Annotated in this window: 22 protein-coding genes; 9 read left to right on the forward strand and 13 right to left on the reverse strand. The window is 50.2% G+C overall.

Annotated elements, in window-relative coordinates:
• Positions 1-12: 12 nt before the first annotated feature.
• The 3 genes from nudC to sohB are packed head-to-tail and all read left to right on the forward strand — an operon-like array spanning position 13 to position 2,560.
• Positions 13-795 (forward strand): NAD(+) diphosphatase, encoded by a 783-nt coding sequence (nudC, locus tag TERTU_RS09400; protein ID WP_228378298.1) that lies wholly within the window; start codon positions 13-15, stop codon positions 793-795.
• Positions 796-812: 17 nt separating this feature from the next.
• Positions 813-1,469, forward strand: coding sequence for a hypothetical protein (locus TERTU_RS09405; RefSeq protein ID WP_015819943.1), 657 nt, complete (start codon positions 813-815; stop codon positions 1,467-1,469).
• A gap of 29 nt (positions 1,470-1,498) precedes the next feature.
• Positions 1,499-2,560: a protease SohB gene (sohB, locus tag TERTU_RS09410; RefSeq protein ID WP_015819639.1), complete on the forward strand. Its 1,062-nt coding sequence runs from the start codon at positions 1,499-1,501 to the stop codon at positions 2,558-2,560.
• Positions 2,561-2,649: 89 nt separating this feature from the next.
• On the opposite strand, the gene TERTU_RS09415 is transcribed toward sohB, so the two are convergent.
• The 6 genes from TERTU_RS09415 to metH form a co-directional block, all read right to left on the reverse strand.
• Complete coding sequence (locus tag TERTU_RS09415; RefSeq protein WP_015819176.1) at positions 2,650-3,816, reverse strand: cation:proton antiporter; 1,167 nt, start codon at positions 3,814-3,816, stop codon at positions 2,650-2,652.
• Between the two features lie 170 nt (positions 3,817-3,986).
• A complete protein-coding gene (locus tag TERTU_RS09420) occupies positions 3,987-4,481 on the reverse strand; it encodes a DUF934 domain-containing protein (protein WP_015818967.1) in 495 nt (164 codons plus the stop codon).
• Entirely contained in the window at positions 4,465-6,129 is a 1,665-nt protein-coding gene (locus TERTU_RS09425) for a nitrite/sulfite reductase (protein WP_015818538.1), read from the reverse strand. Before TERTU_RS09425 ends, TERTU_RS09420 begins: the two co-directional genes overlap by 17 nt.
• 594 nt (positions 6,130-6,723) lie before the next feature.
• The gene (locus TERTU_RS09430) at positions 6,724-6,951 is read right to left on the reverse strand and encodes a DUF2970 domain-containing protein (RefSeq protein WP_015816834.1); all 228 of its coding nucleotides are present in this window, start codon (positions 6,949-6,951) and stop codon (positions 6,724-6,726) included.
• A 54-nt stretch (positions 6,952-7,005) separates the two neighbouring features.
• Positions 7,006-7,314, reverse strand: coding sequence for a hypothetical protein (locus tag TERTU_RS09435; protein ID WP_018014524.1), 309 nt, complete (start codon positions 7,312-7,314; stop codon positions 7,006-7,008).
• A 335-nt stretch (positions 7,315-7,649) separates the two neighbouring features.
• Entirely contained in the window at positions 7,650-11,339 is a 3,690-nt protein-coding gene (metH, locus tag TERTU_RS09440) for a methionine synthase (RefSeq protein WP_015817782.1), read from the reverse strand.
• Between the two features lie 268 nt (positions 11,340-11,607).
• Between metH and nfuA the strand changes: the two genes are divergently transcribed.
• Positions 11,608-12,192, forward strand: a complete 585-nt coding sequence (gene nfuA / locus TERTU_RS09445) for a Fe-S biogenesis protein NfuA (RefSeq protein WP_015818003.1) — start codon at positions 11,608-11,610, stop codon at positions 12,190-12,192.
• 100 nt (positions 12,193-12,292) lie between these two features.
• Here the strand turns inward: nfuA and TERTU_RS09450 are convergent, their stop codons facing one another.
• Both TERTU_RS09450 and TERTU_RS09455 read right to left on the reverse strand, forming a co-directional pair.
• Positions 12,293-12,694, reverse strand: coding sequence for a hypothetical protein (locus TERTU_RS09450; RefSeq protein WP_015818502.1), 402 nt, complete (start codon positions 12,692-12,694; stop codon positions 12,293-12,295).
• A 364-nt stretch (positions 12,695-13,058) separates the two neighbouring features.
• A complete protein-coding gene (locus TERTU_RS09455) occupies positions 13,059-14,126 on the reverse strand; it encodes a 3-deoxy-7-phosphoheptulonate synthase (RefSeq protein ID WP_015819174.1) in 1,068 nt (355 codons plus the stop codon).
• A gap of 606 nt (positions 14,127-14,732) precedes the next feature.
• Here TERTU_RS09455 and trmH point away from each other — a divergent pair.
• The gene (gene trmH, locus TERTU_RS09465) at positions 14,733-15,419 is read left to right on the forward strand and encodes a tRNA (guanosine(18)-2'-O)-methyltransferase TrmH (protein WP_015820285.1); all 687 of its coding nucleotides are present in this window, start codon (positions 14,733-14,735) and stop codon (positions 15,417-15,419) included.
• A gap of 273 nt (positions 15,420-15,692) precedes the next feature.
• On the opposite strand, the gene TERTU_RS09470 is transcribed toward trmH, so the two are convergent.
• Together TERTU_RS09470 and TERTU_RS09475 are read right to left on the reverse strand one after the other, a co-directional pair.
• Positions 15,693-16,025, reverse strand: coding sequence for a hypothetical protein (locus TERTU_RS09470; RefSeq protein WP_015817790.1), 333 nt, complete (start codon positions 16,023-16,025; stop codon positions 15,693-15,695).
• 64 nt (positions 16,026-16,089) lie between these two features.
• Positions 16,090-16,959 (reverse strand): acyl-CoA thioesterase, encoded by an 870-nt coding sequence (locus tag TERTU_RS09475; protein ID WP_015817843.1) that lies wholly within the window; start codon positions 16,957-16,959, stop codon positions 16,090-16,092.
• Positions 16,960-17,026: 67 nt separating this feature from the next.
• On the opposite strand from TERTU_RS09475, the gene TERTU_RS09480 reads away from it, so the two are divergent.
• Positions 17,027-17,689 carry a DUF4823 domain-containing protein gene (locus TERTU_RS09480; RefSeq protein ID WP_015818431.1) on the forward strand — a complete coding sequence of 221 codons (663 nt, stop codon included), beginning with the start codon at positions 17,027-17,029 and terminating at the stop codon, positions 17,687-17,689.
• Positions 17,690-17,705: 16 nt separating this feature from the next.
• Here TERTU_RS09480 and TERTU_RS09485 read toward each other — a convergent pair whose 3' ends face one another.
• Positions 17,706-19,352, reverse strand: coding sequence for an electron transfer flavoprotein-ubiquinone oxidoreductase (locus TERTU_RS09485; RefSeq protein ID WP_015817025.1), 1,647 nt, complete (start codon positions 19,350-19,352; stop codon positions 17,706-17,708).
• Positions 19,353-19,609: 257 nt separating this feature from the next.
• Here TERTU_RS09485 and TERTU_RS09490 point away from each other — a divergent pair, with 257 nt between their 5' ends.
• The 3 genes from TERTU_RS09490 to TERTU_RS09500 all read left to right on the forward strand — a co-directional run bounded on the left by TERTU_RS09490 (position 19,610) and on the right by TERTU_RS09500 (position 23,770).
• The gene (locus TERTU_RS09490) at positions 19,610-20,362 is read left to right on the forward strand and encodes an electron transfer flavoprotein subunit beta/FixA family protein (RefSeq protein ID WP_015818107.1); all 753 of its coding nucleotides are present in this window, start codon (positions 19,610-19,612) and stop codon (positions 20,360-20,362) included.
• The gene (locus TERTU_RS09495) at positions 20,359-21,288 is read left to right on the forward strand and encodes an electron transfer flavoprotein subunit alpha/FixB family protein (RefSeq protein ID WP_015819888.1); all 930 of its coding nucleotides are present in this window, start codon (positions 20,359-20,361) and stop codon (positions 21,286-21,288) included. The genes TERTU_RS09490 and TERTU_RS09495 overlap by 4 nt, the downstream gene beginning before the upstream one ends.
• A 292-nt stretch (positions 21,289-21,580) precedes the next feature.
• A complete protein-coding gene (locus TERTU_RS09500) occupies positions 21,581-23,770 on the forward strand; it encodes a histidine kinase (protein WP_041590159.1) in 2,190 nt (729 codons plus the stop codon).
• A gap of 103 nt (positions 23,771-23,873) precedes the next feature.
• On the opposite strand, the gene xthA is transcribed toward TERTU_RS09500, so the two are convergent.
• Positions 23,874-24,695 carry an exodeoxyribonuclease III gene (xthA, locus tag TERTU_RS09505; RefSeq protein WP_015819977.1) on the reverse strand — a complete coding sequence of 274 codons (822 nt, stop codon included), beginning with the start codon at positions 24,693-24,695 and terminating at the stop codon, positions 23,874-23,876.
• Positions 24,696-24,871: 176 nt separating this feature from the next.
• On the reverse strand, positions 24,872-26,977 hold the full coding sequence (locus TERTU_RS09510; RefSeq protein WP_015817159.1) for a carboxy terminal-processing peptidase: 2,106 nt from the start codon (positions 26,975-26,977) through the stop codon (positions 24,872-24,874).
• Positions 26,978-26,984: the final 7 nt, after the last annotated feature.

A 26,984-nucleotide genomic window follows, 5' to 3' on the forward strand; every position in this document is an offset into this window, starting at 1 on the left:
GTGGGAGTGGCTGTGCACACTATCGTAATCGATGCAAATTATCAGGTCTTGGTAAAGTCTGGGAATAAACCTACCGTATTCCATGATAGCTCGCTTACTCAGGCAGTCGATGCACAGCTGTTGCATCGCTTGCATTTGGGGGCACCCGGTGGCGACCTTACTGTTGTGCAGCTGGATGCAGACCTGTCATCTGCATTGCCGGGGTTCGAACTAGCGAGCTTGCGGTCTCTGCTGGTACCGCTTGAAGAGAGTGCTTTTCAATGGCTCGGGCGCGGTATACAGCTCTGTCGCTGGCAAACAGAACACCGATTTTGTGGTAAGTGCGGGAGTCCTACAGAGCCCAGCGCTACGGACGAGGCGCTCGTGTGTCCTAGTTGCGAACTAAGTTTCTATCCCAAAATCTCCCCGTGCGTTATTGGCCTGATCGAGAATGGCGACCACTGCTTGCTTGCGCGCGGTGCGCGCCATCCGGAGGCAATGTTCAGCACAATAGCCGGTTTTATTGAAGCGGGTGAAAATGCAGAACAGGCTTTTGCACGCGAGGTACAAGAAGAGGTCGGTGTCGTTGTAGAGGACATAACTTACTTGTATTCACAGCCATGGCCTTTTCCCGGCCAGCTGATGCTGGGATTTACCGCCAACTTCGCCGGCGGTGACATTAGCGTTGATGGAGAGGAAATTCTGGAAGCACATTGGTACCGCTACGACCAATTGCCTTTAATTCCGCCAGATAGTACGATCTCAGGCCGAATAATAAGAGACTTCGTGCGCCGCAAACAGTTTGCGACGCCATAGCTGGAAACAATTGACCTATGCTTTATAGCGCCTTCGCCGGCATAACCGTGTTTTTTGCCTTCATCACATTTTATATGGGGGTACGCCTTACCGGCCGGGCAGGGTGGCTTATTAGTTGGTTGCGCGGTACCGCAGCGCTGATGATGATGGCTCTTTGCGTACTTTTTGTACTCGCCGCTATCGATCTGTTCAGCTACAAGCAAGTTCTGAATAATCGAGTGCTGGGCAGTGTCAGTTTCAAAAAGCTGGAAGATCAGCATTATATGGCGACACTCGTTTTTCTCAGAGACGGTCGCGAGCAGCAATTTGACTTGCGGGGTGATCAATGGCAGGTGGACGCACGACTGATTACCTGGTCGGATTTTCTTACCATGCTTGGGGCGAAGCCTGGCTATCGTTTAGACAGGCTTAGTGGCCGCTACTATTCGCTTGAAGATGAACATCGCAGACCTCGCACGGTGCATCAGTTGTCTAGCAGCGAGTACGGCATGGACATATGGCATCTTGCACAGCAAACCGGTAATCACCTACCGATGATGGACGCCGTTTATGGGAGCGCAACTTATCTACCAATGGCGGACGGTGCGCTTTACGAAATCTCTCTCTCCAGCAGCGGCCTGGTCGCTAAACCGTTAAACGACGTGGCCAATCGGGCTGTCAGTCGCTGGAACTAATCTCATTCTATTTCCCCGGAGCTTATATAGTGGAATTTCTCTACGAGTACGGCCTTTTTTTCGCCAAGGCGCTAACAGTGGTTGTCGCATTTGGCGCTGTTGTTGCGATCATCGCCGCCGCAGGCATGCGTCAGCAGCACGATGGTAAAGGCCATATCGAAGTCAAAAAGCTGAATGAAAAGTACGAAGATATTCTAGAAGGCATCAAGTCTGTTGTGGTGGACGAAAACCTTCTCAAGAAGGAACACAAGGCCGCCAAAAAATCTGAAAAAGCGGAACGCAAAAAAGCCAAGGCCGAGGCGAAGAAAAACACAGCTGATGCTGAGCTTGTGCACAAAAAACGCGTGTTTGTGACCAATTTCGATGGAGATATTCGCGCGTCTGAAACAGAAAATTTACGTGAAGTTATTACCAGTATTTTGTCTCTGGCAACGCCTCAAGATGAAGTCGTTGTCCGCCTGGAAAGCCAGGGCGGTATGGTTCATAGCTACGGTTTTGCTGCAAGCCAGCTTTCTCGTATCCGCGAAAAAAATATTCCCCTCACCGTGTGCGTCGACATGGTTGCGGCAAGCGGTGGTTATATGATGGCCTGCGTCGCTGATAAAATTGTTTCTGCGCCCTTTGCCATTTTGGGGTCGATTGGGGTGGTAGCACAGTTGCCGAATTTCCACCGGTTACTGAAAAAGCACGATGTGGACTACGAAATGCTAACTGCTGGGGAGTACAAGCGAACCTTAACGATGTTCGGTGAAAATACAGACAAGGGACGACAAAAATTTGTTGAGGACCTGGAGGACACGCACACGTTATTTAAGGATTTTATCCGTTCCAATCGTGCTATCGTGGATGTCGATGCGGTAGCAACAGGTGAAGTGTGGTTCGGACAGCGCGCTTTAGAAGCCAAGCTCGTCGATTGTATTCAAACGTCGGATCAGTATCTTGTTGACTTATACAGCGAGGCAGACGTATTTGAAATTGAATTCGTCGAGAAGAAAAAACTGGCCGAGAAATTGGGTATCAGTGTCGCGGCCGCAGCGGACACCGTCATTAATCGCTGGCTAGGTCAGTTAAATACCAAATTTTTTAGTTAAACGCATGAGGGCGCTGTGAAACTCTGCAGCGCCACACTCTTATGTCCGGGCTTTGCTACTTAATCGAGCCTTATCCCTCTTTCAACAGATCAATCGCGGCGAAGCTTATCCGATACCGCAATAGGATTCGGGAAATTAAATATCACGATATAGCTTGAGATAACGAAGCTAAGGATTGCGGCAGCTTGTATTAACAGCGACGCTTTGTCGCCGATTAGCCCTGACCCGGCAGCGACAAATACGATTAACAGCGAAAACTCGCTGATTTGTCCCAGCCGAAATCCAATGTCCCAGGCAAGTGCGGGTTTTTCTCCCTGCTGTTTTAGCAGGCCAAAAAATACCGCGGGTTTTAAGGTCAAAACTGCTACAGCGTATACAAGCGCGGGTACAAGAATACTGGGTAACAAGTCTATATTCAGTCGGGCGCCGAGGCTGAAGAAGAACAACACCAGAAAGAAGTCTCGCAATGGTTTTAGATTCAGTGCGATATATTGTGATATTGGACTGGTGGCGAGGGATATTCCGGCAATAAACGCACCGATTTCTGCCGAAAGGTACACATGCTCGGCCAGCTCCGCCAGCCCCAGACACCAGCCAATTGCGAGTAAAAAAATATACTCGTGAAAGCGATCAAAGCGTGCGACCAGTTTCAATAGAACAAATCTAACGGCAAGCCAGGCCAAGCCAATTAGTAATGGCAACGCGACTATAGCGATTGCGAGGTTTTGCAGTTGCAGGCTACCCCCATCCCCACTGATCAGCACAAGCAGACAAAAGATCGCAATAAAATCCTGTAGCAGAAGGAGGGCAACCATAAGCTCGCCCGTGTGTTTGTGATGTAGAACGGTTGTTGGTAGAAGCTTGATACCAATAATCGTACTTGAAAACATGGTGGCCATTGCGATGATGGCCGCCTCAGTCACATTGAATCCGAATGCCAGCCCAAGACAAAAGCCCAAAATCGCAAATAGCGCACTACTTACCAACGCGATGCTGGTGGCACTGCGAAGTACCGCGAGCAAAGATTTGGGTTGCATATCCAGGCCGAGTAGAAACAGCAAGAAAACAATGCCGATTTCCGCCATTTCTGTCACTGCAGAAACGTCATCAATAATGCTAAAGCCGAATGGCCCAAGCGCGATGCCGATGGCGATGTATGCCACTAACAACGGCTGGCGTGTATAGAGCGCTACAGATGCGAGTACTGCGGCACCAGTAAAAATTAGAAAGAAAACGGTGAAAAGTTGGCCTTCCATCGCGCGAGCTCAAACGTTGTTGAACGAATTACTAGTGTAGTGGCTTAGCACCAGGAATGAAAAGAGGGGGAGAAGGGATAGCCGTCGGGTGAGAGCGCCCTTTATGAGCTGATGCTCAAAGGTTCCTGCCTTTTTACAGGCAGGAACCGGATCTTCACTACCGCATCGATTTAGCTGCGGCGGCGAAACAGAGGTTGAGGTTCGTCTATTGCCGCTTGGTATTTGACACTGAAACTGGACAGTGCGTCCTTAACTGTTTGCATGTCGGCCTCTTCAGCAATTGCGAAACTCGTGAAACCACAGCGTTTCAGATAGAAAAGCTGATCGAGCATGTAATTACCGCTCGCTCTCAAGTCGCCGGTAAAATCGTAGTGTTCACGCAATGTGCGGCCAAGGGTAAAACCGCGGCCATCGGTAAATACTGGAAAGTCGATTGCCACTACAGGTGCAGTAGTAGGAATTTTCGCCAGTTCACCAATGTCGGTATCGCCAGGAACGAGAACGCCCAGGTTTTCCATATTGGTATGAGCTGCGTCTTGCAGGTTCAGATAGTTTTCGAGGGGGAGCAGCCAATTGCCGCTCTCAAGAGCAGCATCATTGTCGGCTTCGGTATACATTTGCCAGGTATTTTCTACTAGCTCACCGTTTTTAATCAGCTTTGGCATACACACGCTCCTTAAATGGCTCGATACCTATACGCTGGAAAGTGTCAATGAATAACTCACTCTCGTTGCGTTTTTCTACGTAAACGTCGATTAACTTGCGAATTACGTCAGGCATGTCGGCGCGGGAAAATGATGGACCTAGGACTGCGCCGAGTGAGGCGTTATTGCTGGAGTTGCCGCCTAACTGCACTTGATAAAATTCCTGACCCTTTTTATCGACGCCGAGCACGCCAATGTGACCAATATGGTGATGGCCACAAGCGTTCATACAGCCTGAAATATTCAGGTCGAGATCGCCCAGATCGTAGAGGTAGTCAAGGTCGTCGAATTCACGCTGAATCGCTTCGGCAACGGGGATAGATTTCGCGTTGGCCAGTGAGCAAAAATCGCCACCAGGGCAACAAATCATATCGGTGAGCGTGCCAATATTGGGGGTCGCAAAGCCGGCGCTTTTGGCTTCCGCCCACAGCGCGTGGAGATCGCTCGCTTTGACGTCTGCTAGCACGATATTTTGTTCGTGGGTTGCTCTCACTTCGCCGAATGAATAGCGGTCTGCGAGATCGGCGATAATTTCCAGCTGTTTGTCAGTGATATCTCCAGGTGCTATACCTGTTGGTTTCAAAGACAGGGTTACGGCGCGGTAGCCCGCAATCCGGTGAGCAGTGACGTTGCGGCTTAGCCAGTTCGCGAAGCCGCGATCGCTGTCCGCGGTCTCAGCTAAGGAGGCTGATATCTCGTTGTCGTCGAGTGTTTCGTACGCTGGCTCAGTGAAAAAACTGCGGGCCCGGTTTAGCTCTTTGTCGGTCAGCAGCGTTTGACTATCCCGAATTTGCTCCCACTCGCTCTCGACTTTTTCGGCAAACGCATCGACGCCAAGTGATTTAACCAGAATTTTTATCCGCGCTTTGTACTTATTGTCACGACGTCCCAGGAGGTTATACACCCGCAGTATCGCTTCCAGATAAGTGAGCAGGTCTTTCTCGGGCAAAAACTCCCGTACGACACTACCGATAACTGGGGTACGCCCCAAGCCGCCGCCAACGCGCACGGTAAAACCGATTTGGTTGTTGTCGTTTTTCACAATTTGCAGGCCAATATCGTGAAATTGAATCGCTGCGCGATCCGTTTCACTTCCGGAGACTGCTATTTTAAATTTGCGTGGAAGGAATGCGAATTCCGGGTGGAACGTAGACCACTGGCGAATAATTTCGCAATAGGGACGCGGATCGATCAGCTCATCCGTAGCGACGCCTGCGAACTGGTCAGTGGTGGTGTTGCGAATACAGTTGCCACTGGTTTGAACCGCATGCATTTCCACATCAGCGAGCTCTTCCAGAATATTGGGCACTTCTTCCAGTTGTGGCCAGTTAAGCTGGATATTCTGGCGGGTCGTAACGTGGCAGTAACCCTTGTCATAATGTCGGCAAATGTGTGCAAGCTTACGCAGCTGGCGGGAGTTCAACATACCGTATGGCACTGCAATGCGAAGCATCGGTGCGAGTCGTTGAACGTATAAACCGTTTTGTAAGCGCAGGGGGAGGAATTCCTCCTCCTTCAACTCACCCGCGAGATAACGCTTGGTCTGCCCTCGGAATTGGGCGACGCGTTCACGGATGATCGTATGATCATGTTCGTCGTAAACGTACATTAACGTGATTACCTGATTTGTGTTTGACTGGTTACTAAGAGAGGGCGAACCTTCTTTTGAGCGGATTTGAAGAAACAAAAAGTGCCGCAAGAATACAGGATTTGGCGATTTTCTGCGAGTCATGGAAATAGCTAAAACGATCAACAAGCACCAATTCTTAGTCTTTTTTCGACTAACAATATAGCTTAAACCCGCCAAACATCCGCTTCCCGGCAATATTCAACGCGCGTTACTGGTGTTACCTCTGTGGTTCAGGTCCAAAATACTGTGTGCAATCGACACACTTCACGCATAAAAAATCGCGAATCTTCAATTTTGCAGTTTGCGTGCTTGCACTTGAAAAGTGTTTGCGGTTGAATCAATAACGACCTGAGGCCAAAGCCTCAATCGGAACCTAAAACATTCAAATAAAGGGGGTAACGATGGACGACGAAATACAAATGATGGATCAAAGCGATAGTATCGCTGACGCAGTGGCGGCAGTGGCGTTGATTTTAATCTTTGTGACTAGCTGCGTCTTCTGGATTAGCGGTCAGTAAAGTTTTTTTAGCATCTAGGGCCCGCCTCTTTGGCGGGCTTTTTTATTTTGAACGCTTATATCACAGCACGGGTTATCAACACTAATGTGATAACGAGCAGTGCAGTCCCGATTACGCCAATCAACACGAATGGCAAAGGGCTTTTTTGAGCAAAGTCCGCTTCCAGATTCTTGCGGCTCTGGACCCCGAACGCTGCGGCGGCGGCAGACCCGAGGAGGCCCAGCCAGCGACCCATATTAGTTTGCGGTTCGGGTGTATTCGCAGTGTGTTTTGCTATTGCCAATGTACAGCCTCCGTTTTGTCAACGTGGCGGCGGCATAGTTGATTAAGCTGTTGGCTAATTAGCCGCCGTCACCATGGGAATGCCTTTCAACGAATTACTTTCATCGTAGCTCGCAATATACTTTTTAGCTGAGCTGTATAGCGTGTTTTGTTTTTTAAGCGCGTTGAAACACGCCATCCTTTCCTCACCCTGTGCGGCAATGCAGCTTGACCTGAGGATTTTGTACTCTTCGACAATAGCTGCCGCTTCCGTGGTGCTGGCGATGAATATCGGCGAAGCTTCGGCTGCCTGCAGTTGTCCTGCAGAAAGCAGGCTTGCTGAGATGATTGACCCGTATACCCAATTTTTGATTACCATTGTCATGAGTTCCGCCTCCGGCTAAAAACCAATAATAAAGTTTATGTTCCTATTCTAGGTTGCCATGCCTTTATTGGTACTTTAGTGCTTGCTCGCTGTGACGCTTGCACGAAAATTGGTGTCTAAATCAACATATCGAAGTTTTTTAGGTAGAAAACCTGAAATGGCTGGTGAGAGCCGGGTATTTCGCGATTAAGTAGCTCTTTATCAGGTAGGCACTGATTCGCAGTGAGGAAATGTGTCGAGATGTGCCGGGGGTATTTGTAACGGGAATCCGCTGCAAGCGAGCTGACGCCTGCAGTAAGGACTCCCGCCGGAAAGCTGGCGATTAACCGTCGGCGCTAGATGTCATAGGCCAGAACGGATTGCAGCCATTTTTCCATATCGCTGACACTTAATCCTTTTCGCTCCGCCAGGCTTTCCACTTGGTCGCGGCTGATTTTTCCCACGTTGAAGTATTGGCTTTCCGGGTGCGAAAAATACCAACCTGATACCGACGCAGCAGGAAACATGGCGTAGTGTTCTGTAAGGCTAACGCCAATCCGGTCCGCCTGCAGCAATTTGAACAGCGTTGCTTTTTCTGTATGGTCGGGACATGCAGGGTAGCCTGGCGCCGGGCGGATTCCTCGATACTTCTCGCGAATAAGTTCGTCTTTATCCAGAGCCTCTGCACTGTCGTAGCCCCAAAACTCTTTCCGCACTCGCTCGTGCAGGTGCTCCGCAAACGCTTCTGCAAGTCGATCCGCCAGCGCTTTTACCATAATGGCATTGTAATCATCGCCTTTGGCTTGATAGCTGGCCGCGAGCTCATCTGCGCCTATCCCGGCGGTTACGCTGAAGCCTCCAACAAAGTCTGTAACACCCGATTCCTGTGGCGCTATGAAGTCTGCGAGTGAGAGCAGGTGCTTGTCGTTATCGTTCTTAATCACTTGCTGTCGAATATGGTGCAGCGTGGCAATGGGTTCTGCATTATGAGTTAGCACTATATCGTCATGGTCAACGGTATTGGCCTCCCAAAAACCGAGTATGGCCTTTGCTTGGAGCAATTTACCGTCGACTATGTCTTGCAGCAGCGCACGAGCGTCCTGGTACAGGCTGGTCGCTGCCTCACCGACTACTTTATCTGTAAGAATGGCTGGGAATTTTCCGACCAGATCCCAGGTGATGAAGAACGGGGTCCAATCGATGTATTCAACTAATTCTGTGAGGGGGTAGTCCTCCCAAACCTGTGTGCCCGTGAATTGTGGTTTGGGCGGCGTATAATTTTCCCAATTCAGTGGTTTTCTTAATTTCACCGCCTCAGCGTAGGGCGTTGCAGGGCGCTTGGAGGTGCGATTTGCTCGGCGTTCGCGGATCGTTTCATACTCGGTTTTGAGTGCTGCGATAAAATCCGGACGCAAGTCTTTGGATAACAACCGGGTGGCTACACCCACGGCACGTGAGGCATCTGGTACGTAAACCGCTTGGTTTAAATGAAACTGAGGGTCAATTTTTACGGCAGTATGTGCTTTTGAGGTGGTTGCACCGCCGATCATGAGTGGAAGATCGATACCCTGGGTCTCCATCTCGCGAGCCACGGCGACCATTTCATCGAGGGACGGGGTGATAAGCCCTGACAGCCCAATGATGTCGCAACCTTCGCGTTTCGCCGTTTCAAGTATCTTTTCGCCGGGCACCATCACACCAAGATCGACGACTTCGAAGTTGTTGCATTGCAAAACGACGCCAACGATGTTTTTGCCGATATCGTGAACATCACCTTTTACGGTTGCCATCAGAATTTTGCCGTTGGATCTGGTTCCTTCGGATTTCTCCGCTTCGATGTATGGTTGCAGCCAGGCGACAGCTTGTTTCATCACCCGCGCGGATTTCACTACTTGGGGCAGAAACATTTTCCCCGAGCCAAATAATTCGCCAACCACGTTCATGCCGTCCATCAGTGGGCCTTCAATCACATCTAATGGTCGACTGGATTGCAGCCGGGCTTCCTCGGTATCGGCTTCGATATAGCTGGTAATACCTTTAACAAGTGCGTGTTCCAGGCGCTTGTTAACATCGGCGGTGCGCCACTCCAGGTCTTCTTTGCTTTGTTGTTGGCTGCCGTCGCCGCGATATTTTTCTGCAATCGATAGCAGTGCTTCTGTCGCATCCGCGGAGGTGTTACTGATAACGGCCTCGACACGTGTACGCAGTTCTTCCGGCAAATCATCGTAGATGGCGAGCTGGCCGGCATTGACGATGCCCATGTTCATACCCGCACGAATCGCGTGGTAAAGGAACACTGAATGGATAGCTTCCCTGACAGGATTGTTGCCGCGGAAGGAAAATGAGACGTTGCTTACACCACCGGAAACACCCGCATGCGGAAGGTTTTGTCGTATCCAACGAGTTGCTTCGATAAAGTCGACCGCGTAATTGTTGTGTTCATCGATGCCGGTGGCAACCGCAAATATGTTTGGGTCAAAGATAATGTCTTCTGGCGGGAATCCCAACTCTTCGGTCAGAATGCGGTAGGAACGTGAACAAATTTCGATTTTTCGTGCCTGGGTGTCAGCCTGGCCCTGCTCATCGAACGCCATCACGATTACTGCGGCACCGTAACGGCGACACAAACGCGCCTTCTCCACAAACTCCGCTTCGCCTTCTTTTAGGCTGATGGAGTTCACGATTGGCTTGCCTTGAATACATTTCAGGCCTGCTTCGATAACCTCCCACTTGGAAGAGTCCACCATAATGGGCACCCGAGCTATTTCCGGCTCGCCAGCAATTAGGTTGAGGAAGCGGACAATCGCTGCTTCCGCGTCGAGCATGCCTTCATCCATATTTATATCGATGATCTGGGCGCCGTCGGTGACCTGTTGCTGGGCAACATCCAACGCTGTTGCGTAGTCTTCCTCCAGAATCAATCGCTTGAATCGCGCCGAACCAGTGACGTTGCAGCGCTCGCCGACGTTAACAAATAGCGAGTCTGCAGTAATGTTGAACGGTTCCAAGCCGGCCAGGCGACAGCTGACAGGTGGCGGATTAATCTCGCGGGGAGGAAGAGATGCTACCGCGTCCGCGATCGCAGCAATATGTGCAGGGGTGGTGCCGCAGCAGCCGCCGACCACGTTGAGATACCCGTTTTCGGCAAATTTGATCACGATTTCCGCCATTTCTGCCGCAGACTGGTCATATTCCCCAAACTCATTGGGCAAGCCGGCATTGGGGTGGGCAGAGACACGACAATTTGCCACGCGCGCAAGCTCTTTGACGTAGGGTTCCAGCTCGCTTGCACCCAATGCGCAATTGAGGCCAATTGACAGGGGTTCTGCGTGGGCTAACGAGTTGTAAAAGGCTTCTGTGGTCTGCCCGGACAAAGTGCGGCCGGAAGCGTCTGTAATTGTGCCGGATATCATAATGGGCAGCTTATAGCCCAGTGCGTCGAATACTGAAGAGACTGCAAATACGGCGGCTTTGGCGTTCAATGTGTCGAAAATGGTTTCGATCATCAAAATATCTGCGCCACCCTCAATAAGACCGTGGGTCGCTTCGGTATAGTTTTCCACCAGCTGATCAAAGGTAACGTTGCGAGCGCCGGGGTCGTTTACGTCAGGCGAAATGGAGGCTGTGCGGCTGGTCGGCCCCAAAATACCGGCAACAAATCGAGGCTTCTCCGGTGTGGCATAGGCGTCGGCGGCTTCACGCGCAAGGGTTGCAGATGCCTTATTTAGCTCGAACGCGATTGATTGTGTATCGTAGTCAGACTGCGAAAGGCGAGTGGCGTTGAAGGTATTGGTTTCAATAATATCTGCGCCAGCTTCGAGATATTCCCGATGGATACCGGCAATGATGTCTGGGCGGGTCAGGCTTAAAATATCGTTATTGCCAATAAGGTCCTGATGATGGCTAGCAAATCGCTCTCCGCGATAATCGTTCTCTTGGAGTTTGTGGCGCTGGATCATGGTGCCCATTGCACCATCGAGTATCAATATCCGCTGGTTCAATGCCTCTTGCAAAATTGTTAAGCGATCTTCAACAAGCTTAGTCATGCCTTCCACCTTGAATCTTAGTTAGCAAACCTATATCAAAATACTTTGATATAGGTCGGGCGAGCATGGTACCAGAAGCCCTAACAGTGCACCAGTCGATGGGTACAGCGAAGCGACCTTGCCCGATATAATTGTAATTGATGGGGTTCTGACGTCTATCCAGGATAATTATTGCCCTTACTCACCTGGATTCGTTACTATACCCAACTAAATTAGTAGGGTATTGCTTGGCGACCCACGACTTTTAACTGCTGCTCTAAGGTATTGCATGCTCAACGTAACGATTACCGATTCTGCCCAAACCTACCTTCGCGAACTTCTGGAAAAGCAAGCGTGTGAGGGTATCGGCATAAGGATGTTTGTTTCAAATCCTGGCACGCCTCAGGCCGAAACCTGCATTGCGTATTGTCGGCCGGGCGAGGCTGAAGAGGCTGACCATGTAATGGAATTAAGCGGTTTTAACGCGTACTTCGAGGATCGCAGTGTGCCGTTTCTCGATGAAGCCAAGGTCGATTATGCGCCAGATAAAATGGGAGGGCAGCTGACGATCCGGGCTCCCAACTCGAAAATGCCAAAAATTTCCGACGACAGCCCTATCGAAGACAAAATAAATTACGTGCTCTATAACGAGGTGAACCCAGGCTTGGCTTCGCATGGTGGCAACGTGAGTCTCGAGCGCCTTACCGATGACGGCATGGCCATTTTACGTTTTGGTGGAGGTTGTCAGGGGTGTAGCGCCGTCGATATGACCTTAAAGCAGGGCGTGGAGAAAACGCTAATGGAACGTATTCCCGAGTTGGCGGGTGTACGAGATGTCACGGATCACAGCGATAAGAGCAACGCCTACTACTAACCAGAAAAATCGTAAAACCATCTTTGCTTAAGCTTTCTTCCATAAAAAAACCGGCGCACAGCCGGTTTTTTTATGGAAGCTGAGGTCTTGGCTGGTATGGCTAGATTACGACGAGGTTCTCGCTATGCTCGAACAGGGTTTCCATAAATTCGAACTGGGAGCACCCGTTAACCGTGGTTCGGCGGCAATCGACAATCATGTCGTTAAGCCACTCCACGTCGTACCTGTCTAGTAGTAAGTTGCCTTGTGCATCATATTCAAAACCGACAAGTATCGTTCTTTGCGGTTCCGAGCCGAGCATCGCTTGGGCATTAATTAAAAATTCCTGCAGCGATATTAACTCGTTAATTTGATTGCACATGGCCATTGGCGCGAACACATAGTCAAAGCCTGCCATTGCGACGGAACGAATTTCAAACCAAGGAGAGAGAGCGTCGTAGCTCGAGTCACTCTGAGTTGAAGCGCTTGTAAACGCGTTTTCTTTTGTAGCCAGATTGTGCATACACGTGCTGCCCTGGTGCGAATGAGAATAATACGCAATCCATGCAGTGGCACTATCCATCTTAGCGCGAAGCGCGCTGGCCAAACTCATCGGCGCATTCTATTGAGTGTGTGATCTGCGCCAAACGATAGTTTAAAAGTACCAGTGCTAAGTTGAAAATTCCACCTTCCCGCTACGAAAAAATGTCGAACAATTCAAAAAAATGATCATTGTTTAGACTGGATCAAATGCGTACTTTGGTGTCAAAAAAAACTAATCTGCGGTTCTGGCGAGGGGTTGTCTTTGGCGGGTGTCAACGAATTGGCGGGAGATGAATAATGGTCTCGAAACACGCAGTTCCGAGACCGGAGAGAAGGTTGGTTAGTTAGTTGTTGCGGCCAGGCAAAATGCTGCGCAGTTTTTCAGCGGTGCCAAGCAGCATTTTCTCTGTAGTATCCCAGTCTACGCAGGCATCAGTCACTGAAACACCATAGGTGAGCTGACTAAGATCGTCAGGAATTTTTTGATTGCCCGGACCCAGATTGCTTTCAATCATTGCGCCGACAATTGATTTATTACCTTCAATGATCTGATTTGCAACGTTATCGAGTACCAACGGTTGCAACTCGTGATTCTTGTTTGAGTTGGCGTGAGAGCAGTCGATCATAATGTTGTTGGGTACTTTGGCGTCTACGAGCTCTTGCTCGCACATGGCAACGCTCACTGAATCGTAGTTTGGTTTGCCAGCACCGCCGCGCAGCACAACATGGCCATAGCTGTTGCCTCGGGTAGTGATGACTGAAACACGACCGTCTTTGTTAATGCCCAAAAAGCGGTGCGGACTCGATACCGATTGCAAGGCATTTATTGCTACAGTCAAGCTGCCATCTGTGCCGTTTTTAAAGCCGACAGCGGATGAAAGGCCGCTTGCCATTTCGCGGTGTGTTTGCGATTCAGTAGTGCGGGCACCAATTGCACTCCAGGAGATAAGTTCCTGCAAATATTGTGGCGAAATAGGGTCTAGCGCTTCGGTCGCAGCGGGCAACCCGAGCTCTGCTATGTCCAGCAACAATTTGCGGCCAACATGCAGCCCGTCGGTAATCTTAAATGAGTCATTCATGTAAGGGTCATTAATTAACCCTTTCCACCCGGTTGTGGTGCGCGGCTTCTCAAAATACACACGCATCACGATATAAAGCGTGTCCTGCACTTTTTCTGCAAGTACTTTGAGGCGGCGCGCATAGTCCATCGCCGCGTCTGTGTCATGAATGGAGCAGGGGCCTACCACCACAATAAGGCGGTGGTCTTCCCGGTCGAGAATCTTGCGTACCGTCTCGCGGCCAATTCTGACAGTTTCCGCGGCGGTATCACTCATAGGCAGCTCGTCTTGGAGCTGCGCCGGTGTAATCAACACTTCTTGTGAAACCACATTTAAATCTTCAAAGTTGGACATGGTGAAATCCGAGTTTTTACTGGGTAGCTAAATCGGGTCGGCCATTGTACTGGATTAGCGTCATAAATGGGCGCCCTCTACCCATTTAAAATGGTGCATTCTCGTTAAAACCCAAATTTTTATTAGATATTGTCTTAATCTCAACAAAATCTATGGCACCAACTGTTGCTGAACGGCGTGATATATCGAGAGTTGTGTGGCACTTGATATATTTCAATTCTGTTACTATGGGGGGTAGGCGGTGAGGATCGACTAACGTGTTATTCACATTGAAGGCCGGTGCACTGAAATGGGCGTGGAAATCCACACTCGGCCACAAAAATTGTCTACCTGCCTTAAAAAAATAGCGCAAGATATTGATTATTAAGGATAAAATAAAATAGATCAAATAATGATCAATCTGAGGGGTGTGACGCAGTCCGCGGTGTTGGGGGCGTTTTCACCCGAACTTTCCACTAACTTATCCACAGGAATTGTGGACAAAATAATTGTGTATTTTGGCGCATTATCTATCTGATCTGTCATATTACTGAGATGAATAGATAGACTTTTTGATTTGGCTTGCACCAAAATATCGCGAAAAATATTGTAAGAAAGCTGACCACCATGACTCCCGAAAGATTTCAACGTATTACTTCCGTTCTCAACAAGCGACAACCGGATCTTACGGTTATCACTGACGAAGTCCACAAGGGGCGCAACCTTTCAGCGATCACCAGAACCTGTGACGCGGTGGGTATCGATACCATCCACTGCGTTATGCCAGAAGACGGGTACCAGACATACAATGGCACTTCAGCTAGCGCCGAAAAGTGGGTGGCAGTGCAACATCACTCGAGTATCAGCGCACCGGTTAACGACCTGAAGCGGGAAGGCTTTCAGTTGGTTGCTGCTAATTTGGGCGACAATACCCTTGACTACCGCAATGTGGATTACACCAAGCCTACGGCTCTTGTTTTGGGGGCGGAAGTAAAAGGCGTGAGCCCCGAAGCTGCAGCAGCGGTAGATTATAACGTGACGGTGCCCATGGTCGGTATGGTTGAGTCGTTCAACGTGTCGGTAGCGGCAGCCATCATTTTGATGGAGGCCCAGCACCAGCGACAGCAGGCTGGTTTGTATGACCAGCCTCGCCTGACGGCCGATGTGTACCGCGCGCGGTTTTTCCACTGGGCGCATCCCGTCTTGGCTAAATGGTGCGATGACAATGGCGTTGAGTATCCGCCGGTGCGAGAAGACGGTGAAGTGAAGAATTTGTCCGCATGGTACAGCGCAGAGCAAGCGCGCCTCGAATAAAAAAAGCCCGGTGTTTCTGGGGGGAGAACACCGGGCCAGGACCATTAGGAGTGAAACATTAAGGACTATATCCTCAACGAGCTTGAGAAAGCTCTACTGGTGGCAACAGACTTGGGGGGGATGATTGCCACCAGTAATTTAAGTATTGGCGAATTTTCGCGTTATGCCAGCGTACTTTTCTCCGCTTTTAAAACATTTTTAAATAGAATTGACGTTGTTTAGCGCCACGAGTATTGCTGGCGTCGGCGGTAGTGTGGTTGATTTGCCTGGTTGCTAGACAAACTCGAAAAGCGCGTTAACAGGTGGAATACTGCGTTGAAGCTGCGTGGCCGTCGCATTGCGGGGGAACCAGGTATCTATATTATTGCGAATGGTGCGCAGATTTGTCTCGCTGCTATGAAAAGCAGCCGTAATCGGTTCGTAGGTCATTTCGTGGTCGGCATAACTGAGTTTTGCCAGCTCGTTCAATTCGCCATAAATTACAGTGACGAGATCGAAAACGCAGTCTTTGCGATGTATTTCGCTGGTTTCCCAATAGGCGTTTGTCAACGCCTCCAGTAGATCCTCAAGGTGGGTGATTGCGTCGGCGATTAAAACTCGGCTCATGATCTGACTATTCCTCAAATTTGCTTAACATCAGTATAGTCGCGCCGACACTGGTATACAGGAATTAAGCTGTTGGCTGATGATTGGGTCTTATTAACCCCTCCTGGCATGTTGATAAAATCAACCGGCCGTCGCGGGTAAAGATGCTACCGTGGGCGAACCCGCGGGCGTTGCCAGCCCAAGGGCTGTAGGTTGTGCACAGTAGCCAATCGTCCGCCCGGAATTCCCGTGAATGGAACCACATCGCATGATCGATGCTTGCGGCAATGATTTCACCGGTGAACAACGACGTATTGTGGGGAAGCAGGGTTGTTGCCAGCAGCCCCAAGTCAGACGCAAACGCAAGTGTGCAGTAATGTTCAATGCTCTCGTCAGAGAGCCGCTCTTTTGCTCTCATCCAAAACATAGCTCGCGGAGCCCTAACTTCTGTTGTGTCGCAGGAAACGCCGTCCAGTGGAAGAATCTCAAGTGGGTTAAAGGCGCCCGCACGGTTGTCGCTCGGCGGAATGTGCTGATCATGTACGATTGGATTGGCAGTCTTTAGCAGTTCTTCCGGGCTAGCAATGCCCTCTGGCATTGATTCCTGGTGGTGATAGCCATCTTCTAATTGGTGAAATGAGGCCGACATGTTAAAAATCGGTTTCCCATATTGGCGGGCTACAGCGCGCCTGCTGCGAATGGATTGCCCGTCTCGCACCGTCTCTACGTCGTATATTACCGGGTCAGCACTCCTGCCCGCGCGCAGAAAATAGGCGTGTAAGGAGTGCGGGAGCAGGTTGGGGTCGTCGATGGTTTTGGTGCACGCCATGAGTGCTTGCGCCAGCACCTGTCCGCCAAACAGAGTGCCCATAAAGTTTTCGCGGTGATGAATGTTGCGGAACAAGTTCGTATCGAGCTTTTCCAGTTGCAGAAACTGACCGATGGATGTAGCCATAATTACTCTCTAAATACTCTGGCCAATTGGCCGATACCTACCCTGTTATTACAGGAATTAACATGCGATGCCTGAGTCCATAAAACTGACCTACTTACCGCGCTTGGCGTTCAGGGTAGCCTGCCTGATAATTGCTGCTCTGGTGCTAAGCGGTTGTACTGCAGCGTATACAGGGCATTTGGTGGGCGCTGGGCTCCAGCATATGCATTTGAAAGATCAACAGGCGGTGCTGAGAAGCAACGTCTGGCGCTTGCCTCTCAACACCCGATTATTTCTTGCTCGGCCGCAGTTTCCCCATGTTTTAGATGACAAGCACACAAGCATGCCGCGTGCGCGAACAGCATTACACCAGGCACTGGAGCTGGCGTTGCGACATGATTTTCCCAATTTGAGCATTGCCAAAGCGGATTTAAACCAGCAAGAAGCCTTGTTGGCGGCTCGCCTGAACGGTGCACAAATCGCCTTGATTCCGCAGTTATTTCAGTACACCAACGCCAAAAACACCTGGCGCGAATATAGCGAGTCAGCCGCGCTGCCTGAGCAAGCGCGTTTTGGTCGCGATACTGCAGTATTTCAGATCGTTGTGTTGGATGTTGTCACTGGCGCTCATATCGATACGGTTACCGCCACGACTAACCAGCGCCTGTTTGCCAATGCAAGCCAGGCGGCCGAGATCTACCAGAATGCCTCTGCGCGCTATGCGCAAATGCTCAGTGGGCGTGAACCCTAGCGTTGTTACGGGCATTTTACATGTTGGGGTAATTGGGTCCGCCACCGCCTTCAGGCGTCACCCAGGTTATATTTTGCGCAGGATCTTTAATATCGCATGTTTTGCAATGTACGCAGTTTTGCGCGTTGATTTGCAAGGCTTTCCCGTTTGCGCTTTCAACGATTTCATAAACACCTGCAGGACAATAGCGCTGCGCCGGTTCGTCGTACCGGGGAAGGTTGCGCGCGACTGGAATAGATGGATCATTTAAACGCAAATGACAAGGTTGATCTTCTTCGTGATTGGTGTTTGAAAGGTACACGGACGATAACTTGTCGAAACTCAATACGCCATCAGGTTTGGGGTAGGCTATTGGACGGCTCTCCTGGGTGGTGCGCAAGCGATCATAGTCTGGGTGTGGGTCAGACAGCGTCCACGGAAGCTTGCCAGCGAAAAGGTTGATGTCCAGGAACGCGTAGGCCGCACCCCACACGTTTCCCCAGCGGTGTTGCGCGGGGCCAAAATTGCGCTGCATCTGTAACTCGGCGAACCCCCAGCTCGCGCGAAAGCGCGTGTCGAAGTCTTTCAGGGTTGTTTGTGGCTCACTGGCGGCAAGGCTTGCCGCTATAGCTTCCGCCGCGACCATGCCGCTTTTCATGGCGGTATGACTGCCTTTAATCTTTGCAAAATTCAGGGTGCCACCATTGTCACCCAGGAGCATCCCACCCGGGAAGCTTAGCTGCGGCAGCGACTGTATCCCGCCTTTGGTGATAGCTCTGGCGCCATAAGCAATGCGCTCTCCGCCGGTCAAATACTGACTGATAACCGGGTGATGCTTGTAGCGCTGGAATTCGTCAAACGGACTTACATAGGGGTTGCTATAGCTGAGATCGGTGATCAGGCCGACAACCACCTGGTTATCTTCCAGATGGTAGAGGAAGCCACCGCCTGCGCTTTTTGACTCAGCCAGCGGCCAGCCCGCCGTGTGCACTACCAGGCCAGGTTTGTGCTTCTCTGGATCGACTTTCCAGAGTTCCTTTATACCAAGGCCATAGTGTTGGGGTTCTGCGTGTTCGTCCAGACCGTACTGGGCGATTGCCTGCTTACCAAGATGGCCGCGACAGCCTTCTGCGAGAAGCGTGTAGCGGGCGAGCAGGGCGATTCCCTCAACATAGCTGTCCTTTTTTTCGCCATCGCTGGATACACCCATATCACTGGTGACCACACCTTTAACCGCGCCGTCATCACCAATTGCCAAGCTTGCTGCTGCGAACCCTGGGAACACCTCTACACCCAGTTCCTCAGCCTGCTCCGCCAGCCAGCGGCACAAATTCCCAAGGCTGATGATGTAATTACCGGTGTTGTGCATTGTTTTGGGTGCGAACATAGCGGGCACTTTCCATGCATCCTGTGCACTTTTGAGCAGGTAAATCGCATCGGCAGCAACGGGAGTCAGGAGGGGGGCGCCGCGTTTTTCCCAATCGGGAAAAAGCTCGCTGAGTGCGCGTGGTTCAAATACGGCACCCGACAATATATGCGCTCCAACTTCTGAGCCTTTCTCTACTACGCAAACGCTTAGCTCCGGATCAAGCTGTTTGAGGCGACATGCAGCACTTAACCCCGCTGGGCCAGCACCCACAACAACAACGTCGTACTCCATGCTTTCGCGATCCAAATAACTCACACTCAATCTCCTCTTCGTTTTCCCGCGTTGCACGCGATAAATCATAGATCAGTATAAATAGGAATTTTTATGCCATCCAATGTTCAAACACGTCTATGATGCTGGCAAAAGTAGGCAAAGTGAAAACCGTCGATTTTACACGGACTATTTACGTTTGCAGTAGCTTTGACACGCTATACTACGCCGGAAATGAAGTCTAAACTTAATGAATCTTTGGTTTATATGAACCACATGTTCGCTGGGAGTGGAATGCAGTCATGAAAATTATGGTGCCTATTAAACGCGTTGTGGATTACAACGTAAAAGTGAGACCCAACAGTGACGGCAGCGACGTCGACCTCGCCAATGTAAAAATGGCAATTAATCCTTTTTGTGAAATCGCTGTTGAAGAGGCTATTCGCCTTAAGGAGCGCGGCAAAGCTGATGAAGTTGTGGTGGTGTGCATCGGACCGAGCAAAGCTCAAGAACAATTGCGCGCAGCCATGGCGTTAGGTGCTGATCGCGCGATACTTGTTGAAACCGATCTAAGCTTAGAGCCTTTGGCTATAGCGAAAATACTGCAGAAAATTTACGATCAGGAGTCGCCGGGGTTGGTCATCTTGGGCAAACAATCTATCGATGGCGATAACAACCAAACCGGTCAAATGCTGGCCGCTTTGTGCGGTTTGCCACAAGGCACGTTTGCGTCTGAAGTAACCTTTAATGAGAGCAGTATTTATGTAACACGTGAAGTAGATGGCGGACTGGAAACGCTCGAATTACAGTTGCCTGCCGTGGTTACCACTGACTTGCGTTTGAATGAGCCACGCTATGCTGCGTTGCCCAATATCATGAAAGCGAAAAAGAAACCGTTGGAGACGCTTGCTGCAGACTCCATAGGTGTGGATTTAACGCCGAGAACAAAATTATTATCGGTAAGTACCCCGCCGGAACGGGCAGCCGGAATTAAAGTTGCGAGTGTGGACGAGCTAATCGAAAAACTGAAAAACGAAGCCAAGGTGATCTCATGAGCGTACTGGTCGTAGCAGAACACGATAACAACGAAATTAAGGCTCCGACTCTCAACGCGGTTAGCGCCGCTGTTAGTTTGTCGGACGATGTGCACATACTCGTTGCTGGCGTGGCATGCGAAAACGTAGCGGAACAGGCAGCACAGATTGCCGGTGTTACCAAGGTGCTACGCGCAGATGACGCCAGTCTGGCTCACTTTCTCGCTGAACCAATGGCTCCGCTGATTGCTAAACTTGCTCCGGGTTACTCTCATGTCATCGCGCCGGCAACCACCACAGGAAAAAATATTTTGCCGCGAGCTGCAGCGCTGAGCGACGCTCAACCTTTGTCTGATGTGGTTGCCATTGAGAGCGCACAGGTTTTCGTGCGGCCTGTGTATGCTGGCAATGTATTAGCTAAAGTGGAGAGTATCGATAAGGTCATCTTTCTTACCGTGAGAACCACGGCGTTCGATGCCGCTTTGGCGGAAGGTGGCAGCGCTAAGGTGGAGTTAGTCGAAGTTGAGGTTTCAAACGAACTCAGTCGTTTCGACAAGCAACAGTTGGCGACGTCTGACAGACCCGAGCTTACCAGTGCTAAAGTCGTTGTCTCCGGTGGTCGCGGTGTGCAGAGCAGTGATAATTTTTCTTTGATCTATAATCTGGCCGACAAGCTTGAGGCTGCGGTTGGTGCTTCTCGAGCCGCAGTAGATGCGGGTTTCGTAGCCAACGATATGCAAGTAGGGCAGACGGGTAAAGTGGTAGCGCCGGATCTTTACATCGCAGTTGGCATCTCAGGAGCAATTCAGCATTTGGCGGGAATGAAAGATTCGAAGGTGATAGTAGCTATAAACAAGGATGAAGACGCGCCCATCTTTCAGGTAGCCGATTACGGGCTGGTTGCGGATTTGTTTGAAGCGGTTCCCGAGCTAACCGAAAAGCTCTAATCGCGGCGCGAAAGTCCACACTGTTACTCCGTTGGATGCAGGAGTAGAATACGCGGTTTTCACGGCTTGCGCATTGCAGGCCTAACTGTATGACGGTTAACCAATTATCAGGCCGTAGATTAATACTATTTCTGTAGCACTGCTTACAGGATTGGATTGACGGGCGAGGCGATTAGCCACGCATTGAAAATACCATTTCCAGCAGTGCATGTTCACAATGTATTAATAGGCCAGGGTAGGGGTTGCCAGCAGCAACAGCCAGCAGGCGCAACAGGGTAGAGCCGCGTAATTCATGTTCAGTTTTTTTATACCCAGCAGTAAAGTTCAGAAAGACCGCCGCATCATGCACGAAACCGATGCGCGTATGGCGAAATACAGCCGCCGCGGTCTCGTCTTCAACTTTATTGCCTACCTGATTTGTTTGATGGGTGGTCAGTTTTACGCGGAAAATCGCGAACTGACCATTGTCCTTACTGCGGGCCTTGCGTTCATTACCTTGCTGCGCGGGATACTTCTGTTCCGTTTTTATCAAATTTATCCACGTGCCCCGCAGCGTTGGCGCAATAGTTATTTCGTCGCGACCTTACTGGGGGCCATGTGGTGGGGGTTTATTCTGGTAAGCATTACGATGCGCCTGGATATGAGCCACGAAGCGCCGCTCCTCTGGTTATACACTGTCGTATTTTTCTCCACCACTGCCCATGCTTTTGCGCCTTATCAACGCTTTCTCGCGTATTACCAGTTTTTTGGTCTGGTGCCCGCTGCACTAGCGGCACTGGTCGTCGGTGGCGTTACTGCGACGCTGTATGGCGTGCTAATGATTATGTTTTACGTCATCCTCATTCACCAGTGCAGGTTGATGTCTGAAAATTATTGGGAGAGATTGGAAGCGTCCTACGCACTGGCGCGCAAAACGCAGTCGATAGAGGAAGAAAAGCGAGATACGCGAGCAAGTGCCGCGTTGTATCGAGAGTTTCTTGGGTGTTTGCGGTCGGACCTGCAGACAATCGTGGGAGAAACCCAATTGGCGCTTAATAGTGCCGGGGAGAGTTCCGCTGAGCAATCTGCCCAGGCGCTGCAGTGGCAGCGCGACTTCTTTCGTGTATTTAACAACGTTAACGACTTCTACAGTGTCTTGAATAAAGAGCTCCAGCTAGAGAGTAAAATCTTCAATATTCGCCACGAACTGCAGAATATTGTCGCGGAATATCTCGACAGCGCCGAGCTGGACGGTGTTGCGATTGAAACGTCATTGTCGCCAACATTGCCTATGCGGTTAAAGGGCGATGCGAGTCGCCTGGCTCAGGTCATCAAAACTCTGTTGTCCCACTGTATCGCCAACATGGATCGAGGCGTAGTGCTCTTTGAAGTAGAGTTCCTGCGCGAGTATGAGAGTGCTGGCGAGCTTTATATTAATATCTCCAGCTTCTCCAACCAGCAGCAAAAACGTCGATTTTTTGGTGAGGATGCGGGTAGCTTACCGCAAGCGAACCTGTCTTTTACCGTTGCTCGGGGTATTGCTGAATTGATGAGCGGTAGCATCGAAATCAACGAAATCCCCAGTGAGGGCGTCACTTACCGGCTGGATGCAAAATTCGACGTGGCGGACCAGGCAGGGCAGTTGGATTTTCATGCAAATTCGTTTCAAAACCATACCATTATGCTCGTTCATCGCAGTATCCGAATTCAGGATATCAAGCGAAGAGAGCTAAATGCGCTCGGCTTTACCGTCGTCTCGGAGCCGAATTACAAGAAAGCGCAAAGTCAGTTGGCGGCCAGCTACAAAGAAGGGAAGCCCATCGAAGCTGTACTGTATTTCGTGGAGGAGGGCGATGATGAGGCCCGTGAATTTAATAATGCTCTCGCAGAGCACCCGGAGCTTCGTTACACCCATCAGCTGATTGCGGCAAGTCCACGTCAGCAGCGGAATCTCATGTCAGAAGGATTTGTGCAAACAGAATTTGTTCATATGGTGAGCAAACCCGTAGGTTTATTTGAGCTCGAAAATGCGTTCAATACGGTTTACGACGTGAAGGATGACGATCACCAGGTGATTCCCGGCGTAGAGGTTGAAGAAGCAGCGCAGGCTAAAACAACTGAGCTGGCAATCCTGGTATTGAGCGACCGGGAGAAACTGATCGCTCGGATCGATACGGCTTTGTCCGATGGCATGGTTGTACATCGCTGCGCGAACAGTGAAAAGCTCGCCACGCAAATTAAAAAGCTAAAGCTTGATGTGGTGTTGATTGACTGCGATGGCGAGACTCAACTGGTGCATGCAGTTGATACTATTCGAGCGGAGGAAGCGGCAAACGAGGAAGAATCTCTACTGCCGATTCTGGGGGTAAGCGATGCGTCTGTGGAGCATCCGTCTGGTGTTTACGAACTTGGCATAGACGATTACATTATTCTGAACTGCGACGACCGCAAGCTGAAGCGAACGGTTGAACACTGGGCTCATTTAAAACAATTTCTGGAATAAATGGAGACTGCGCATTGCACAAAAAAGCGAGCCTTGGGAGCTCGCTTTTTTACAGTACTCACCAAATACCTGGCACTACTTGATTAAGATTGTACGTGTACTTTTATATCGAGAACTCCGCCCAAATAGGGCAGTGATCAGACGGTTTTTCCATGCCGCGAATCTCCAAATCGATACCCGCATTGGAACATTTTTCGACAAGTTGTTGAGTCGCTAAAATTAAATCGATGCGCAGACCACGACGTGGTTCGCGTTCGTAGCCGCGGCTGCGGTAGTCAAACCAGCTATAAAGGTCGTCAGCTTCGGGTTGCAATTTGCGCAGGGTATCGTGAAGCCCCCAGCATAACAGCCTGTCCAACCACTCTCGCTCTTCTGGCAAAAAGCTACATTTTCCAGATCGCAGCCAGCGTTTACGGTTATCCTCGCCGATACCTATATCGATATCCTGCGGTGAAATGTTCATATCGCCCATCACAATAAGATTGTCTTCAGGCGAATATTGGCCGGTTAGAAGCGACTGTAGATCGCTATAGAAATTGCGTTTGTTTGGGAATTTAACCGGATGGGTGTTGCTCTCACCTTGAGGGAAATAGCCGTTCATGACGGTAAGTGGTTTGTCTGCACCAATCTCGAATTGCCCAACAATAAATCGCTTCTGAGCATCCTCGCCGTCTGTTGCAAAGCCTTTTTGTACGGATAAAAAGGGATGCTTCGACATAAGTGCAACCCCGTAGTGGGTTTTTTGGCCAAGAAACTCAACGTGATAGCCAAGCCGCTCAATATCTTCGCGAGGGAAATTTTCGTCGGCAACTTTAGTTTCCTGGAGGCCAATAAAGTCCGGATTATATTTCTCTACCACCGCTTCTAATTGATGTAATCGTGTGCGGATACTGTTTACGTTAAACGATACACAGGTAATGGCCAATGAATTCTCCTTTTTACTTCCGGGGTAGGTTCTAGCGAAACGCACTTGCAACGTACCTATAAATTTCGCTATAGCAGTTCAGTCGTAAGTTATCGTAACTGCGGTTATTCAAACGAAAAAGCCCGGCATAGGAGCCGGGCTTGGAAACACCAAAATAGTCGAGTCGCGAAAGGGCGTTAGAAATTAGACGCCTGTTTTACTGCATCGGTAGACAGTATGCGAATCATGTCGACCATGATATTGCCGGTTTCGATCAACAGGGTATCACCGTCCACATCGATTTCATACTGATTCTGGGCCACTTGCTCATCGTCCTGCTCCTCTACCTCAGAGGAGCGGTATTCCTCCAGGGTTTTGTAGGGCTGAAGGTGCTTTCCAATACGTCGCTTGTTGTCTATATCCATGGCTTCACGTTCCAGCGTTTCTTTTTCAGCGATGCGCGATTTCTCGTTAAGCGAAACGCTCTTCTTGTCCTTGTTTTTTGCCATCATGGCTATCTGGTCAAGAATGAAATTGAAATCCGGGTCGGTTTTTACACGCTTGTCATGGTCGGCAATCAGCTCAGGCAAAAACGCCTGGAAATTGTAATAACGCGCATGGGGAACCTCGTGAATCTGATCCCATGGCAGCGCGTTTTCGTACGCGGATTCTCCGACTTCGTCGGTGTCGATCATCACCGGTAGCGATATGTCGGGGATTACCCCCCGGTGCTGCGTGCTGTCGCCAGACACACGATAAAATTTGGATTCAGTGATTTTTAGCTTACCCTCGAGCAAATCGGTCACAGATTGCACTGTGCCTTTGCCGAACGATTGTGAGCCCACGATTAAACCGCGTTGATAGTCTTGGATTGCACCAGCGAAAATTTCCGACGCTGAAGCGCTCAATCGGTTAACCAATACAATCAGCGGGCCGCGGTATCTCGCTTTGGAATTGGAGCTGTGGTGGCGGTTGATGCGGTTGTCGGGAGTGCGTATCTGTACGACCGGCCCCTGATCAATGAACAGGTCGGTAAGCATGGTCGCCTCGTACAGTGAACCACCGCCGTTGTTGCGCAAATCCAGAATAACTCCGTCGACGTTTTCCTTGCTCAGCTCGTCGAGCAGGCGAGCCACATCGCGTTTACTGCTTTTGTAGTTGGGGTCTCGGTTGTTTTGTGCCTGGAAATCGATATAGAACGCTGGCAGGTGAATTACGCCGATTTTGTATGTGGTATCGCCGTCACCCAGCTCCATAACGGCTTTTTTAGCGGCCTGATCTTCCAGCTTCACTTTACCGCGTCGGATGCTGATTATCTGGGTTTCGCCGTTGGCAGGCGCATCGCTTGGCAGCACTTCGAGTCGTACCGTGGTGTTTTTAGGGCTGCGAATCATGTTTACCACTTCGTCAAGGCGCCAGCCTACAATATCCACCAGTTCACCGTCAGAACCCTGGCCAACGCCGACGACACGATCGGCTGCTTTTAACTGGCCCTGCTTGTCGGCGGGCCCACCAGGTACCAGGCGGACTACTTTGGTGAATTCGTCCTCTGATTGAAGAACAGCCCCGATGCCTTCAAGCGAAAGCGACATGTTGATATCGAAGTTCTTCGATGTGCGCTCGCTCCAATAATTGGTATGTGGGTCGTACAGCATGGTTAGGGCATTTACCATGGTTTCGAAAACGTCGGTGCCATCCTGCTGTTTTATGCGGGTAAGCTGGTTTTTGTAGCGTCGCGCAACAGTTTCTCGCGCCTCCGCCACAGTTTTACCCGCGAGTTTGAGGTTGAGCAGGCTCAGTTTTATGCGTTTAAACCAAAGATCATCGGCTTCTGCGCGTGTATTCGGCCAGGGCATTTCCTCCCTGTCGATCACAATGCTGTCATTCTGATCGAAGCGGAAAGTCACCGAGTCGTCCTCCAGCAGGTCTATGATCTGCTCAAGGCGGGATACCAGCCTCTGGCGGTAGGTGTGGTAGATATCGAATCCTGGGCCGAGGTCGCCTTTGCGAAAGTAATCGTCGAATTTGGTGGCGTTTTTTTCAAAACCTTCAACGTCCTTGGCGTAGAAGAACATTCGTGCCGGATCGAGCGTTTCCAGGTATTTCGCGAGGAATTTTTGTGATAGCGCGTCGTCAACCGGTTGGTCACGGTAGTGGTGTGAATGCAAGCGGCTGATAACTTCTTTAAGTGTTTCCGATTGTTTCTCAGTGTACTGTAGCGGCGGAATTATCGTGGCCCAGGCTACAGAAGAAAAAAGTAGCGAAATGAGCAAAAATCGGCTTAGTGTTTTTATAGAAGGCATAGTCCGG

It is taken from the genome of Teredinibacter turnerae T7901 (genome assembly GCF_000023025.1).
GTDB lineage: Bacteria > Pseudomonadota > Gammaproteobacteria > Pseudomonadales > Cellvibrionaceae > Teredinibacter > Teredinibacter turnerae_B.

What these genes read in the sequence shown, in the direction of transcription:
- TERTU_RS09450 (WP_015818502.1), bottom strand. Translation starts at nt 12,694, where the DNA reads ATGCACAATCTGGCTACAAAAGAAAACGCGTTTACAAGCGCTTCAACT.
- TERTU_RS09420 (WP_015818967.1), bottom strand. Translation starts at nt 4,481, where the DNA reads ATGCCAAAGCTGATTAAAAACGGTGAGCTAGTAGAAAATACCTGGCAA.
- TERTU_RS09415 (WP_015819176.1), bottom strand. Translation starts at nt 3,816, where the DNA reads ATGGAAGGCCAACTTTTCACCGTTTTCTTTCTAATTTTTACTGGTGCC.
- TERTU_RS09405 (WP_015819943.1), top strand. Translation starts at nt 813, where the DNA reads ATGCTTTATAGCGCCTTCGCCGGCATAACCGTGTTTTTTGCCTTCATC.
- TERTU_RS09470 (WP_015817790.1), bottom strand. Translation starts at nt 16,025, where the DNA reads ATGAGCCGAGTTTTAATCGCCGACGCAATCACCCACCTTGAGGATCTA.
- TERTU_RS09500 (WP_041590159.1), top strand. Translation starts at nt 21,581, where the DNA reads ATGTTCAGTTTTTTTATACCCAGCAGTAAAGTTCAGAAAGACCGCCGC.
- TERTU_RS09510 (WP_015817159.1), bottom strand. Translation starts at nt 26,977, where the DNA reads ATGCCTTCTATAAAAACACTAAGCCGATTTTTGCTCATTTCGCTACTT.
- nfuA (WP_015818003.1), top strand. Translation starts at nt 11,608, where the DNA reads ATGCTCAACGTAACGATTACCGATTCTGCCCAAACCTACCTTCGCGAA.
- TERTU_RS09475 (WP_015817843.1), bottom strand. Translation starts at nt 16,959, where the DNA reads ATGGCTACATCCATCGGTCAGTTTCTGCAACTGGAAAAGCTCGATACG.
- TERTU_RS09435 (WP_018014524.1), bottom strand. Translation starts at nt 7,314, where the DNA reads ATGACAATGGTAATCAAAAATTGGGTATACGGGTCAATCATCTCAGCA.
- TERTU_RS09495 (WP_015819888.1), top strand. Translation starts at nt 20,359, where the DNA reads ATGAGCGTACTGGTCGTAGCAGAACACGATAACAACGAAATTAAGGCT.
- TERTU_RS09480 (WP_015818431.1), top strand. Translation starts at nt 17,027, where the DNA reads ATGCCTGAGTCCATAAAACTGACCTACTTACCGCGCTTGGCGTTCAGG.
- metH (WP_015817782.1), bottom strand. Translation starts at nt 11,339, where the DNA reads ATGACTAAGCTTGTTGAAGATCGCTTAACAATTTTGCAAGAGGCATTG.
- trmH (WP_015820285.1), top strand. Translation starts at nt 14,733, where the DNA reads ATGACTCCCGAAAGATTTCAACGTATTACTTCCGTTCTCAACAAGCGA.
- TERTU_RS09490 (WP_015818107.1), top strand. Translation starts at nt 19,610, where the DNA reads ATGAAAATTATGGTGCCTATTAAACGCGTTGTGGATTACAACGTAAAA.
- TERTU_RS09455 (WP_015819174.1), bottom strand. Translation starts at nt 14,126, where the DNA reads ATGTCCAACTTTGAAGATTTAAATGTGGTTTCACAAGAAGTGTTGATT.
- TERTU_RS09425 (WP_015818538.1), bottom strand. Translation starts at nt 6,129, where the DNA reads ATGTACGTTTACGACGAACATGATCATACGATCATCCGTGAACGCGTC.